The organism is Chthoniobacter flavus Ellin428 (assembly GCF_000173075.1).
Classification (GTDB): domain Bacteria; phylum Verrucomicrobiota; class Verrucomicrobiia; order Chthoniobacterales; family Chthoniobacteraceae; genus Chthoniobacter; species Chthoniobacter flavus.
This window is the reverse complement of sequence record NZ_ABVL01000026.1, coordinates 14,413-27,056: the sequence shown is the minus strand read 5'-3', so window position 1 is coordinate 27,056 and position 12,644 is coordinate 14,413. Positions and strand designations below refer to the sequence as shown.

At 59.4% G+C, this 12,644-nt stretch carries 15 protein-coding genes; all 15 read left to right on the top strand.

Annotated features, from left to right (window positions below; translation table 11 throughout):
* Positions 1-226 precede the first annotated feature (226 nt).
* Complete coding sequence (locus CFE428DRAFT_RS26930; RefSeq protein ID WP_006982854.1) at positions 227-754, top strand: hypothetical protein; 528 nt, start codon at positions 227-229, stop codon at positions 752-754.
* 37 nt (positions 755-791) lie between these two features.
* The gene (locus tag CFE428DRAFT_RS26925; protein ID WP_006982853.1) at positions 792-1,091 is read left to right on the top strand and encodes a hypothetical protein; all 300 of its coding nucleotides are present in this window, start codon (positions 792-794) and stop codon (positions 1,089-1,091) included.
* Positions 1,088-1,885 carry a hypothetical protein gene (locus CFE428DRAFT_RS26920; RefSeq protein WP_006982852.1) on the top strand — a complete coding sequence of 266 codons (798 nt, stop codon included), beginning with the start codon at positions 1,088-1,090 and terminating at the stop codon, positions 1,883-1,885. Before CFE428DRAFT_RS26925 ends, CFE428DRAFT_RS26920 begins: the two co-directional genes overlap by 4 nt.
* Before the next feature lie 131 nt (positions 1,886-2,016).
* A complete protein-coding gene (locus tag CFE428DRAFT_RS26915; RefSeq protein ID WP_006982851.1) occupies positions 2,017-3,327 on the top strand; it encodes a tetratricopeptide repeat protein in 1,311 nt (436 codons plus the stop codon).
* A 337-nt stretch (positions 3,328-3,664) separates the two neighbouring features.
* Positions 3,665-4,180: a hypothetical protein gene (locus tag CFE428DRAFT_RS26910; RefSeq protein ID WP_006982850.1), complete on the top strand. Its 516-nt coding sequence runs from the start codon at positions 3,665-3,667 to the stop codon at positions 4,178-4,180.
* Positions 4,181-4,267: 87 nt separating this feature from the next.
* A complete protein-coding gene (locus tag CFE428DRAFT_RS26905) occupies positions 4,268-4,690 on the top strand; it encodes a hypothetical protein (protein ID WP_006982849.1) in 423 nt (140 codons plus the stop codon).
* Complete coding sequence (locus CFE428DRAFT_RS26900; protein WP_006982848.1) at positions 4,687-4,875, top strand: hypothetical protein; 189 nt, start codon at positions 4,687-4,689, stop codon at positions 4,873-4,875. Before CFE428DRAFT_RS26905 ends, CFE428DRAFT_RS26900 begins: the two co-directional genes overlap by 4 nt.
* On the top strand, positions 4,872-5,123 hold the full coding sequence (locus tag CFE428DRAFT_RS26895) for a hypothetical protein (RefSeq protein ID WP_006982847.1): 252 nt from the start codon (positions 4,872-4,874) through the stop codon (positions 5,121-5,123). Before CFE428DRAFT_RS26900 ends, CFE428DRAFT_RS26895 begins: the two co-directional genes overlap by 4 nt.
* Positions 5,124-5,342: 219 nt before the next feature.
* Entirely contained in the window at positions 5,343-5,822 is a 480-nt protein-coding gene (locus CFE428DRAFT_RS26890) for a hypothetical protein (RefSeq protein ID WP_006982846.1), read from the top strand.
* Between the two features lie 162 nt (positions 5,823-5,984).
* Positions 5,985-6,539: a hypothetical protein gene (locus CFE428DRAFT_RS26885; RefSeq protein ID WP_006982845.1), complete on the top strand. Its 555-nt coding sequence runs from the start codon at positions 5,985-5,987 to the stop codon at positions 6,537-6,539.
* Between the two features lie 96 nt (positions 6,540-6,635).
* Positions 6,636-6,914: a hypothetical protein gene (locus CFE428DRAFT_RS26880; protein ID WP_006982844.1), complete on the top strand. Its 279-nt coding sequence runs from the start codon at positions 6,636-6,638 to the stop codon at positions 6,912-6,914.
* Between the two features lie 1,163 nt (positions 6,915-8,077).
* Positions 8,078-8,416 carry a hypothetical protein gene (locus tag CFE428DRAFT_RS37815; protein WP_006982840.1) on the top strand — a complete coding sequence of 113 codons (339 nt, stop codon included), beginning with the start codon at positions 8,078-8,080 and terminating at the stop codon, positions 8,414-8,416.
* A gap of 172 nt (positions 8,417-8,588) precedes the next feature.
* Positions 8,589-9,419, top strand: coding sequence for a phosphotransferase (locus CFE428DRAFT_RS26860; protein ID WP_157447645.1), 831 nt, complete (start codon positions 8,589-8,591; stop codon positions 9,417-9,419).
* 68 nt (positions 9,420-9,487) lie between these two features.
* The gene (locus CFE428DRAFT_RS26855; protein WP_131989867.1) at positions 9,488-9,973 is read left to right on the top strand and encodes a hypothetical protein; all 486 of its coding nucleotides are present in this window, start codon (positions 9,488-9,490) and stop codon (positions 9,971-9,973) included.
* A gap of 1,384 nt (positions 9,974-11,357) precedes the next feature.
* Complete coding sequence (locus CFE428DRAFT_RS26850; protein WP_006982838.1) at positions 11,358-12,371, top strand: formylglycine-generating enzyme family protein; 1,014 nt, start codon at positions 11,358-11,360, stop codon at positions 12,369-12,371.
* Positions 12,372-12,644 lie beyond the last annotated feature (273 nt).

The following is a 12,644-nucleotide window of genomic DNA, read 5'->3' as shown; positions in this document are numbered from 1 at the left end:
CGGGGCCGCGGCTACAACGACTCTGGCTACGGCCACACCTTTACTTCAAATGCTTTAAAGTATGGCGCGTCTTCTTCCGGTGAATGTCGACGCCGCCTGGCGCGATGCGGAGGCTGGGGAGTGGGTGGCAAAATAAATCTTGACCCTCGCGAGATGGGTAGCAACGCGCTCGATTGCCGCGGGGAATCATCCCCGCGGAAGTCTGTAACTCCAACCTTACTATCCTATGAATTACCAGAAAGCCGCCAATCTCGCCCGCGCCACCCTCAGCGCGGATTCCACGCCCACCTCTTCCGCCCAGATCGCCAATTGCCTGATCGATGTCGTGCTGGGTCGTCTCAGCGCCTCGATCGACCGGGCGACGGGAACCCTCGGCCGGTTGGTGGCCAATTACGGCCTCAAAGTGACCGGGACGACGACGTTCAATGGCGATGTGGTGGTGCAGCAACAGGTGCTCAGTGTCTCCGGGGCCATCTCCATCAAGAGCGGCACGGTCTACATCACCAAATCCAGCGTCGCCGCGCTGACGCTCGCCGCGCCCACGGCGGGCGCCGATGACGGCAAACGCCTGCGAGTCATCTCGACCACGGCGCAGGCCCACACGGTGACCAACTCGACTCCAGGCTTCAACAACGGTTCCACCTCGAGCGACGTGGGGACATTCGGCGCCGCCGTGGGTAACGGCTTCGAGTGCGAGGCTTACCAGGGCGTCTGGTATTTGGTCGGCACGCCGAAGGGTGTGACCTTCGCATAACCAGACTAACCAACCGTCAACCCTCACACACAAACATATGGGTGAACGACTTGCAGGATATGAAGTCAGCATTTTCGGCCGGCGTCGGGAGTTGGCCGCGCAGCCGGTCATCGTGGCCAATGGATTTTCCGGCGGCGACTTTATCGCCGACAACGTGGCGCATACCGGGAACTGGACGACGATCGATGTATTGACGGACGTCGTCCTCGACTCGTCGACCGTGTGCAATATCTCGGGGCTGGCGGCGTCCAGTGCCACCCTTCCGGCCGGGAAGCAAATCTTCGGCAGCTTCACCAGCATCACGCTGACCAGCGGTTCGATCATTGCTTACCGATGATTCTGATCCCAGGGCTTTCTCTTGGGGCTGGTACGCGTTTCGGAAGCACATCAGCGGGTCCGGATGCGGATGCCACGGCGATCGTGACCGCTATCACGGAAGCCGGAGGGACCGTGCCCGACGGAGCGGATACTGCGATTCAGACCTTCGTCAAGGGGCTGAAGAGCAGCGGGGCGTGGAATGCAATATTCCATATGTGGGGCTTTGTCGGTGCCAATGCGGCCTCGCATGCGTTGGATTGGAGAAACTTCGGAGGAAACTCGATTTCTTGGAATGGGACCCTCCTGCACGATGCCATCGGGACGAAAGGAGATGGTTCGGGATATGGAGACACCACAATGGACCCGTCATTGGGCGCATCGAGGGACGATTTTCACTTCGCGTCCTACGTCCCGGTGGACGATGGCGGGGACGGAATGCAGGCCGGTCTTACAAACGAGGTGACATCTTTATTCCTGGGAGTAAGCACCAATGGTAACTTCGACTGCCAATGCGGAGATTCCACGACCCACACACAGTTGACCAATAGCAACGGTGGCATTGGATTGATCAATAGCGCTGGAGTGACTCAAAATATCTACCACGCTGGAACTCTGATCAACTCTCTAACTGTGTCCGGTGACCTTCCTGCCGAATACAACCTCTATGTGTGCGCGGTGGATGACCTGGGCTCCGCGACCAGCTTTTCCGCAGAATACATCAGTTTTTTGTCCTACGGGCGGCACATCCCGAATCCGGCTTCCTTCCAGACGCTCGTCCAAAATCTCCAGACTGCCCTCGGGCGGGCAGTCTAGAGCCTGTTATGCACTTCTTCCGCGAGCGTACGGCGTAGACCGTGTCGGCGCCCTAAAAAAAGTGCACAACAGACTCTAGCGCTTGCGCTAAATGGTTGCGCTGATGGATGGGGCGGGCTCAATTTCGCGGGATGCAGCAAGTTCCTTCCCTGACCGTCCCAGAGGCCATCGAACTTGCCTCCCAATACCGGCGGGCAGGTAGGACCGCCCAGGCGGTGGAATTGCTGCGACGGGTGGTGGCGGTGGATCCGAATTGCGCGGAAGCCCATAACAACCTGGGCGAAGCGCTGATCGGACTTGGATTCGCAAACGATGCCGTCGCGCACCTGGAGCGCTCGATTGCCTTGAACGCCACGTGCGCGTCGACCTACAGCAACCTGGGAATCGCGCTCTCGATCCGCGGTCAGAACGAGGCCGCAACCGTGGCGTTCCAACGAGCCATTGCCCTCGATCCGCAGTGTGCGGCCGCCCATCACAACCTCGGTATAGTGCAGTACAAGCGTGGTCGTGTGCCGGAGTCGATCGAGGCGCTGGAAACTGCGATCGGACTTTCCCCTGACTACGAGGAGGCGCACTGGGCACTGGCGCATTCGCTCTTGATTCGTAACTACGATGAGAAGGGATGGAAGGAGTACGAGTGGCGCCTGCGATGTGCGGATACCGCTTTGCCGGCGCACGTGGCTCCCCGGTGGAATGGTGAACCCTTGCCGGGTGGAACGCTGCTGGTTCGCGGCGAACAAGGCTTTGGCGATATGCTGCAATTCTTACGCTACATCCCTGCGGCCAAGGCGCGCAGCGAGGCGCGAATCATCATCGAGTGTCTTCCGGAATTGACGCGGCTTCTACGGGGGAATGGGTTCGAAGTGGCCGCGCGGGGCGAGTCTTGTGGCGCGGATGTTCAGATCCCGATCATGAGCCTGCCGCTGGCCTTGGGGGTATTTGAGCCGTTGGGGGTGGGCGAACCGTATTTGCGCGCCCACGAAGAGGTGGAGTTTCAGAAAGCGAAATGGACCGTGGGGTTCGTGTGGGCAGGCAGTCCGCGGCATGCGGGCGATTCGCGGCGTTCGATCGATCCGCAGTTGCTGGCGCCATTGATCGCGATACCCGGTGTGCGCTCCTGCAGCCTGCAAGTGGGCCGGCCCGCACTGGCGGGGATGATCGATCTGGCGGCGGGGATTCGCGATTTTGCCGATACCGCTGCGCTGGTGGACAAGCTGGACTTAGTCATCACGGTAGACACGGCAGTGGCTCACCTCGCGGGTGCGATGGGGAAACAGGTGTGGATGTTACTGCCATTCGTACCGGATTGGCGCTGGGGATTGGAGGGGGAAGTGACGCCGTGGTACCCGACGATGCGGCTGTTTCGGCAGTGCGTGGCCGGGGATTGGGAAAAGGTCATTGGGCGAGTGTGTGCGGAGCTGCAGGCGGGTGGAGCGTTTTAAGTAGAACTGTAGCCGTGCCTCGTCCCGAGAAACTGGGGCAGTTTGAACGCAGAGAACGCGGAGGGCCGCAGAGGACTGAACAGAAACAATGACGACAATGAGACAAACAGACAGTGCGACAAGGAGGGCCCTATTCTCATTGTCCCATTGTCCCATTGTCTGGTTGTCTCATTGTCTTTTCTTCTCTGCGGCCCTCTGCGTTCTCCGCGTTCTCTGCGTTTAATTCAGCCGTGGCGACAGTTTTGTTTAAAATGCTCTCAACGCCATAAACCGCGCCGGGAACGCGCCTCATTTTCTTGCTTGACCTCCGTGAAGTTGGGCGCAACGAGCGCGGTTTATGCCCCACCGAATCCAGGCCATGCACGAAGGGTTGGCGATGTTATTGGGAGCGACCAGCGCGCTGGTGGCTTCGATCATCAGTTTTCTCGCGGAGGTGCCGGTGGAGGCTTTCTCCGGGCCGGCGATTTTGGATAATGAACGGTTGCGCGTGGTTTGTCTCATCGGGGCGATTGGCGGGGCGATCCTCAATCTCGGGATTTATCCTTCGCATCTGCCGGGGATTCGGCCGCTGGTTTGGAAGTTCACCGCCTCGGTGATGTGTGGCGTGGTTTTTACTCCGATGGTGGTTCATTGGACGGGGGTGACGGCCAATTTCGATACGCTGGCGTTTACCAGCTTCATCATGGCGATCAGTGGCGTGGGGATCGTGGTGAAGCTCATTCCGGCGATTCAACGGTTCATCTTTTCCAAGCTGGGCATCAGTACGGCCGATCCGGAGATCGGTCCGCAGGGCGTGCCGCCGCCGGCGGCTACTCCGGTCAATCCGCCGGGTGGCCCGGCTAAACCGGACTAAACCGGACTCAAGTTACCAACCACGAATGAACGCGAATAAACGCGAATAACCAAAATCAGCTCAGACTAACCAGACCAACAACCCACCATGAAAAACACTGCCTTATTCCACTCCATGGCCTTCCTCGCCACGGTCGCACTCGTCTCCCTGCTGCTCGTCGGATGCGCTTCCGACGGCTCGCTGACTCCGCAGGGTCAGAAGGGCGTAACTACGGCGCTGCAGATCGCGCAGATCGCGCTGAGTAACTATGCGACCATCGAGTCGGCGAAGAGCGCCGGTGGCAAGCTGACGAATGCGCAGGTCGCCACGCTGGCCAGTAATGATCTCAGCGGGCTCGCGGCGCTGGCCCAGGCGAATGTCGGCAGCACGCCGGCTGCGGCCAATCTTGCGCAGGGTGCGGCGAATCCGAGCGTGGGGAACGCGGTGGTCTCGGCGTTGCCGAACGCGCCGATGACGCAGGGCACGGTGAACACGCTGTATTCGGCGGCCACGCAAGCATCCGCGCGGTGAAACTCCTCCTGTCCATCTTGAGCGTGGCGGCTTTCGCGGGCTGCGCGGATGTGCGGACGGCGTATCAAAAGTACGATCGTTCCCATGAGCGTCGCGTCGATGTGAGTTATGACTCCGATTCACAAACATGGGATCTGGGTTACACGATCACGCCGATCCACCCGGTCGAGGGTTACGCCAAATGAAGCTGTTCCTGCCTGCTCTTGCTTTGGTCGCCTGCGTGGCCTGTTCCGGCCCGATCGAAGCTGGACATTACCCGCATGGCTTCATCGTGGGCAGTCGTATGCACTATCTGCATCCGAGTGTCGTGCGCTTCCTTTATGGACCGCCTGCACGGATTCAAAGCCCGCTGGCCACCGGCTACGTCGCTACCGATTCCGAAGGCCATTTCTACGTTTCTCCGCAACTGCTTTCCAAACAGCCCATCAAATGAGCCCGGTCTTTCGAGCGTCCATCTCCATCCTGTTCCTGACGGGACTGCTGGCGAGGGCCCTCGCAAATCGTTACCAACCATGAAGATTATTACCAATGCCGATGGGAGTGATTCGCTCGAGATGAGCGCCGCGGAGGCGCGGGCGCTCTACGAGCAGCTCCGTGTTCGATTCGGTGCCGCCCGCGCGAGGAAGCGCCGAAGGAGGAAAGGAAAACGCCCATGATTCGCGTCGCATCGTTCCGGGTGCATCAGCACGACCCGCTGGGATTTCTCATCCAGGCGGAGACGCGCGGGCCATACACGCATTCGGCGCTGGAGATCGATCGCGGTTCGCGGACGATCATCGAGGCGTACTATCCCACGGTGCGGAAGCGGGTGCTGGATCCAGCGGAGGTTTCCGGAATCGACTTTTTCAAAATCCGGGGACTGACGGATGAACATGAGCAGCGGATTCTCGCGTTTGGCAATCATGCCATCGAGGTGCACGAGGCGTACTCGATTTCCGACCTGTTCCGCTTCAACCCGTTCTTTCGCTTGTTCCTCGGCGAGACGACCGATGTGAGCAAGAGCGCGTTCTGCTCGATGTTTGCGAAGCTGGCCATCGAGTCGAGTGGGTTGGTGTTGCTCAATGCCCACGCCTACGAGGTGGACCCTTATCGGCTCACCTGGTCGCCGCTGCTCGAGAAGGACGAACCTTAAGAAAGTGTATCGAAAGTCGGACAAAAGGAGTTTTGACCACGGATTACGCGGATTGCACGGATGAGACGAGCCGACGCGGATTTCTGTAATCCGCGCAATCCGTGCCATCCGTGGTCCTTCCTCAGCTTACATAAAATTACGCTACACCCTCCAAGAGATGTTATGAGTACTATTACCGCTGCCGATGCTATCAAACAGATCCAGGCGATTCTCCATGTGGCGGAGGATGGCTTGATCGGGCCGAAGACACTCCAGGAACTCACTACGCTTTCGGCTCTGCCGGAAAGCGCGGATTGGCCGGGAGGCGGGGCCGTTCGAAACGACGAAGGCTGGCATAGCGTGAAGGCGTCGAGCTTTGCCGATGCGGCCGATGTGGCGGCGTTTCGCAAATGCAAGGCGGAGGGCGGCGGTGATACTTATTGCTTTGGGCGAGGGGACAATGGCATCGGCAAATGGGGCGACGATTGCGCCACGGGGAGCGGTCCGGCGTGTGCGTTGCCGCCCGAGGATTGGGCGACCTGGGGCGGGAAAGCGCGGAAGAAAAAGGTCCGCGTGCGAGTGCTCGGGCGCGAGGTGATTTGCGAGCTGCGCGATACGATGCCGCACCGGGCGAACATCACAAACGGCGCGGGCATTGATTTGAATCCCGATGCGGTGGCGGCGCTCGGGCTCCGGCCTCCGCTGATGATCGCCGCCGAATGGCAGTGGGCCGATTGACCGCAAGATGAATCCACATGAACGCGTTCCAACAGGCGGCCAGAAAGCTTCTTCGGCGGTGTGTGCCTTCGCGACGGAAACTGCGCCAACAACTCCATGAGCACGCGGAAAAAAGCAAAACGACTTCAGCCGGACGACCCGACCGGAAAGTATCCTCTGGTGAGGATTGAATGGGCGGATGCGGCGACGCTTGATTACTGGAAGGACGTGGCGGACATCGACGCCGAGCCGCAGGCGTGCGTGTCGGTCGGGTATCTCGTCCACGAGACGAAGCGCGCGGTGTGTCTGAGCGGGACGCTCGGCGGCGATGATGCTTGTGCTTCGATTATCATTCCGAAGGGGTGTATCACCCGGCGGAGTGTCCTCGTGCGGTGAATGGGCGAAGACTGCTCTGGGTTTTGGGGATGGACGCCTCCGGCGTGCTGGCTTTTGCCATGGCGCTCGGCGATCGCCATCCAACAACTCCGTTCGCGCAGCGTCTTATGGTGCGGTGGATCGCGATCTCCGAGCGCGATGGCTGCCACTCGCGGAGCGCCTCAACGTTGTAGCGGCGCCCGGCGCCCGCCCTGAGCGAAGCCGGAGGGAGCGTCGGCTGCCGCTCCAGAGACCGTTTTCGTGCTGTTTCTTCGGCTGCCCCTATTTTCTTTGTTGGCTCTTCGCTGTTTGGAGTGGGTGCCGAAGGCTTGGCGTTTGCTCGCGGTGAAATTATGGCGGTGAGCGAAGCGCCCCACCCACCTCTGTCATCCTGAGCGAAGCGGGGAAGCATGGGCGAAGTCGAAGGACCTCCAACTTCCGTGGGTTTTCGTGCGGAGCCGTGACGATTCTCCCGGCAGAAAACGTGTTCTGCAAACATACGGATGAAGAAGGATATTGGAGGTCCTTCGACTGCGTGTCCCGCCCGCCTTCGCCCCCCGGGACACTTCGCTCAGGATGACACGTTTTTTCCGGGCGCTTCGCGCTCACTGCGATGATTTCACCGTGAGCATAGGCAGTTCGTAAGCCAGCCACTCGAAACAGCGAAGAGGCTCTTTGTTTCTCTGCGCAAACCTTTCCCATACCATCGCGTGGCGCGGATACCGCACCGTAAGTAATCATGAGACTCTTATTCGACCTGGCGGTGGTTGTGCCCATCCTGTTACTGGCCCTGGCCGCGGAGCCATACCTCAAGGCGAGCGCAGGGAAAATTTTGGCTTTGCAGTGGTTGGTGTACATTGTGACCTTTGCGCTGATTGCAGCCTGTCGAACCACGCGGAACGGAACCGCAAGGTGGAAAACCGTGTCACATCAGAGGTGAAATTATGCCAAGCGGAAAATTTGAACTCAAGGTTACACCCAGCGGAGAGGTGGCATACCTTTACTTGCCGGATCACCCCGGGCGGGACGCCAAGGGTGTGGCCGTCAAGCAGGTGAGTCTAAAAGAATTGCTTCCCAGTTACGACGGGGCAACTTTGTACTTCGATTTTGATCAAGACGGTCGACTTATCGGAGTTGAAGTTTTGGCCTAGCGCACTTTAAATGGAACTGCAGCCGTTTGCGTTATGATTGAAGTTCATTATGCCGTGATTTCCGTCGGGATGTCCCTGGCGATATTATTCGCTGGGTATTTTATCTATCATCGGAGACTATTCGCCTTGTGGGCGAAGATCGTCGCGTTGGCCGGTGCGGCGGTGGTGGTGGTGTCACTCGCTTTGAGTTTCGTCGGGATACGCTATGCCGCTCAAATGTCGGTCGATGAGCGGGTGTGTCTGGCCTATTTTCGTTCCTATATCATGGGCCTGGGCTCAGGAATATTGTTTGTCTTCTGTGTCGTCTTTTTTTGCAATCGTGCGCTGTTCAATCGGGCGATGGAGAAGAAAGCGGCCGCCGGTGGGAGCTAGCGTTTTGCGAGAAAGGCGAATGAACCGCGGGCCTCACTTTGAGCAACGAGGGGAAAGCGTCCGCCGAGGCCATCCGGAGCGCCCAGCCGTATTCGAGGTTGCTCCCAGTCGCCCGCTATCGCTATTCATGTCGTCAAACATGGAGGAAGACCGCAGACACCCGCGACGGCAATTGGATCCCGCTCTGATTGCGAGCTATCTCGCCGGGCGAAAGATCGAGTTGGTGCAGCTCATGCCGTTGGGCAAGAGCAACACCAACTACCGGCTGACGCTCGCCGATGGAGAGGTCTGCCTGCTGCGGCTCCACCACCCCGGCGCCAACGCCGAACGCGAGAACCATATCTTGCGGCTCGTCAGGGAAATCGTCCCCGTGCCCGCGGTGTTGGCGAGCGGTAGCGATTGGTCGATTCACTCCTTTGTCGAGGGAATCCCCCTAGCCGACGCGCCCGAAAGTGTCCACGCTGCCGCCGAAGCCCTCGCGCGAATCGCTTCGCTCCGGTTCACCTCGAGTGGTTGGATTCAAGCAGATGGATCGATTGCGCCCTTTGATTTCGGCGACGGAAAAAGTTTCGTCGAGTCCATGCTCGAACGCGCCGACGTGCGCGCCTGGGTCGGGGCCGATACCGCCGCGGCCTTGCGCCGGATCGAGGCGGCGCAGCCACCCGCGGCCGACGACGAACCGCGTCTCGTGCATGGGGATTTCAATCCGACTAACATCCTCGTCCACCAGAGGGCGGTGACCGGAATTCTGGACTGGGAGTTCTCTCACGCCGGGAGCCCATATATGGACATCGGCAATCTTCTGCGGCACACCGACCCGGCGCAGCATGGCGCGCTCGAGGCGGGACTGGTCGCGGGCGGACTGAATGTGCCGGCGGACTGGCGCCAGCAAGCGGAGATGGTGGACCTCAGCAGCCACCTTGAATTTCTGACCACCCAGCGATCCGATGCTTTCAAACAGCGATGCGCCGATTGGATCCGCGATTTTGTCGAGCGATATTGAGCCGTGCCGCTCACTCCGGGAAAGTATTGGTTGTTACGAAGCGTGCGGTGACGTAAACGGAAGAGGATATGCCAAATAGCGATGGCGAACTTAGAAATAAAGCCATTCAATTGTGGGAGGCTGGCCAGACGCTGGAGGCGGGTCGCTTGATTTGCGAAAACTTGTCGCCTGAGGCCCGTGTCGAATGGGCAGCCAATATCTTGAGGCTGGTTGTCGAGCGGGCGGGCATTGAGTGTCCTTCAATCGATCATGTTTTATCGATCGCCAAACATCCTCCGGAACGGAAAACTGCGCATGACGCAAACTCCGTGGCGAGAAATCAAGCCAGTGAGTTATGCGAAATTCGCGTTAGATCTGCGGAGCAGAATCTGCTTTTGAGTAGTTTGACGCTGGCCTTTCTCGTAGCCAGGGTCATTTACAATGCGACCGATCCACCGGACCCATTTGATGAAGACAACGGATGGTCGATTGCTTCATCTCTCAAGAAGATTGTCGAAATGCTGGGCGACGATGAGTTTTCGCAATCCAGTCTTTCTGCGCTTTGCGGGACATAATGGACTCGGGCCCTGGGCTGGTTCCCGCCGGGCGCAAAAGGGAGTTACCACCGGGGGCGCGGGCGGAAAGAACGAGACCAGCCATCCCACCACGGAAACAGAGTTTCGCCGAAGGAGTGCATGACCAAAGCCTCACTTTGGTCACGAGGAGAAAAAAGCGGACCAAAGGTGGAACTCGCGAAAGCAGGTGGCCGGCGCGTCCCGAAGGGACAGCAAGACATTAGCCCCGGGTCGAGCGAGTCCGCGAGCGACCACCCGGGGTCATGGTAAAAAGAGCGTAGCTCCAACCGTCCCGGCCGCCGGCCGCATCTCCTCCTCGCCGACGAAAGATATGCGGCTGGCGCCGGGACGGTTGAAGCTCCGCTTTTTTTGGGGGATAACCCCGGGTGTTCGCTCGCAGACTCGCTCGACCCGGGGCTAATTTCCTTTGTCCCTGCGGGACAGCCCGCCGCTCGACCGCGAGGCCATCCGCCGTGCTATCGAAGGGGGTGGTATGCCTGGCCGCTCCAGCGCCACTTGACGGGGCGATCGTAGATTGCCCCTCGTTACCAAAGTGGGGCTTTGGCAACGCACCTTTCCGGCGAAACTCCGTTTCGGTGGTGGGGCGGTGGGTCGAGCCGCCTCCCGCGATCAAACTCCGCAGTAGCATCGCGCCCACCAACCAGCGATCTCACCGCGGCACCCGGGTCGTGGTGAAGACTTAGCAAGAAACAGGCTCGGCCAATGACGCTGAATGCGGGTCGGGGTTAGGTCTCGAAGTTACTGCATCCGCCAAGGGTGAGCACCCGCCCTTCCCGAAGTGCGCGTGGATAAAGCCCTGATTCAGACCGATCACCGGCAGTGGCTCAATTTGCATTTGGGTCAAATTCCAACCACAGATCGTCCCAAAATTTCTGGTAGTCTTGCATCACCACTTGAAGCGGGTGAACACTTAAATCCGACCAAAATAATCGGACCATAAAGCCGCGCAAGACCGGCGGTTTTGGAGCCGCTGCGGTCAGAAGAGTGCTTGTACCACGAACAGGCAGGCCCCATCGAAAGCGGATAGGCCAAAAGGGCACCTATGATAGCCCAGACGAGGTATTGCGGCTTCATTCAATCCAAAAGAGCAATTACTTCTTCGATTGTCCAGAGGTGATCGGAGATGCCCGCCTCCATTCCCCCTCATTGCCAAAGTGGTGCCACGCGGCGAGTGAGGAGAAGGGGCGCCGTCGCTCCTTTTCCTGGATCACTTTCCCGCGCCGCCGCCGCTCTGGTTTGAGATCTGTGGTGACGTTCACCGGACCGCTCGGCGCCCGTCTCTATCACCCCCCGTGGGAGGCGCGGATGCGTATTACCTTGCTAGCTTGGCGGAACCGAGCACTGTCGGCCCCCGGATCTTTCTATGAAATCAAAACACCTCATCGCTGCCGGCTTCCTCGCCCTCATCGCGGCCAGCGCGCAAGCGGACATCGGTTATCAATACGTGACCGTCGGCGACCCGGGCAATGCCAATGACCCGGCGACCGGTAGCATTTACGGCGAGGTGGATTACACCTACGACATCGGCAAGTACGACGTGACGCTGAACCAATATGTCACCTTCCTCAATGCCGTGGCCAAGGCGGACCCTTACGGCCTCTATAATTCAAGGATGACGGACCCGAACAGCGCGGGCATCAGCCAGAGCGGGAGCAGCGGGAGCTACAGCTATTCGGTGATTGGGAGCGGGAACCGCCCGGTGGCGGCGGTGAGTTGGTTTGACGCGGCGCGGTTCGCCAACTGGGTGCAAAACGGGCAGCTCACGGGCTTGGAAACGGCGGCGACGACAGAGGAGGGAGCCTATACGCTGGATGGGGCGACCTCGGGGATCATCCTGAAAAACGCCAACGCCGTGAATTGGATCCCCACCGAGAGCGAGTGGTACAAGGCGGCGTATTTCGATCCCACGGCGAGTGGGGGCACGGGCGGTTATTGGACTTATGCGACCAGGAGCAACACTGCGCCGGGGAATGTGGTAGGCAATGGCACCAATCAGGCGAACTTCAATACGATTGCTAATGGGTTTTATTCGGTGACGCAGAGCAACGTCTACGACACCAACCAGAACTACCTGACCAACGTGGGAGCCTTTACGAATTCCGCGAGCGCCTACGGCACCTACGATCAGAATGGCGATGTGAATAATTGGAATGACGCGGTCAGCGGCAATGATCGGGGGGTGCGGGGCGGCTCGTGGGGCAGCAATGCGGTCAACCTGGCGTCCTCCTACCGGGTCCTGGTCGTTCCGGGGGCCGAGGGCAGTACCACTGGTTTTCGTCTGGCATCCGTCTCCGTCCCTGAGCCGGGCGTGGCCATGAGCTTACTGCTGGCCGGCGGCTGGTTGCTCGCGCGGCGGAGGAGATCCTCGGCGACTTAGAGACTGGTAAATAAATAAACCGCCCTCCTCGCGTGTCATTTTGATGACACTGATTTCACAATTTGCCAGCGCCGTCGGCGCTGCTCGCCCTTTGCCAACCTGCCACTATTGCTCGGCACCGCCGTGCCGTCCCTTCGGGCTGCCTTCAGCAGGCTATCTCGCTCCACCCGGTTCACGGATTGCAGGTCGCCGCGGATTCTTTAATCCGTGCAATCCGAGTAATCCGTGGTTCATCTCCTCCTCAATCGAAAACCGTTTGATTGCGGCTCAGCC

Excerpts from the sequence above, each read along its gene's own strand:
- CFE428DRAFT_RS26915 (WP_006982851.1), top strand. The coding sequence starts at position 2,017 with ATGCAGCAAGTTCCTTCCCTGACCGTCCCAGAGGCCATCGAACTTGCC.
- CFE428DRAFT_RS26885 (WP_006982845.1), top strand. The coding sequence starts at position 5,985 with ATGAGTACTATTACCGCTGCCGATGCTATCAAACAGATCCAGGCGATT.
- CFE428DRAFT_RS26855 (WP_131989867.1), top strand. The coding sequence starts at position 9,488 with ATGCCAAATAGCGATGGCGAACTTAGAAATAAAGCCATTCAATTGTGG.
- CFE428DRAFT_RS26880 (WP_006982844.1), top strand. The coding sequence starts at position 6,636 with ATGAGCACGCGGAAAAAAGCAAAACGACTTCAGCCGGACGACCCGACC.
- CFE428DRAFT_RS26920 (WP_006982852.1), top strand. The coding sequence starts at position 1,088 with ATGATTCTGATCCCAGGGCTTTCTCTTGGGGCTGGTACGCGTTTCGGA.
- CFE428DRAFT_RS26895 (WP_006982847.1), top strand. The coding sequence starts at position 4,872 with ATGAAGCTGTTCCTGCCTGCTCTTGCTTTGGTCGCCTGCGTGGCCTGT.
- CFE428DRAFT_RS26890 (WP_006982846.1), top strand. The coding sequence starts at position 5,343 with ATGATTCGCGTCGCATCGTTCCGGGTGCATCAGCACGACCCGCTGGGA.
- CFE428DRAFT_RS26925 (WP_006982853.1), top strand. The coding sequence starts at position 792 with ATGGGTGAACGACTTGCAGGATATGAAGTCAGCATTTTCGGCCGGCGT.
- CFE428DRAFT_RS26930 (WP_006982854.1), top strand. The coding sequence starts at position 227 with ATGAATTACCAGAAAGCCGCCAATCTCGCCCGCGCCACCCTCAGCGCG.
- CFE428DRAFT_RS26910 (WP_006982850.1), top strand. The coding sequence starts at position 3,665 with ATGCCCCACCGAATCCAGGCCATGCACGAAGGGTTGGCGATGTTATTG.
- CFE428DRAFT_RS37815 (WP_006982840.1), top strand. The coding sequence starts at position 8,078 with ATGATTGAAGTTCATTATGCCGTGATTTCCGTCGGGATGTCCCTGGCG.
- CFE428DRAFT_RS26905 (WP_006982849.1), top strand. The coding sequence starts at position 4,268 with ATGAAAAACACTGCCTTATTCCACTCCATGGCCTTCCTCGCCACGGTC.
- CFE428DRAFT_RS26850 (WP_006982838.1), top strand. The coding sequence starts at position 11,358 with ATGAAATCAAAACACCTCATCGCTGCCGGCTTCCTCGCCCTCATCGCG.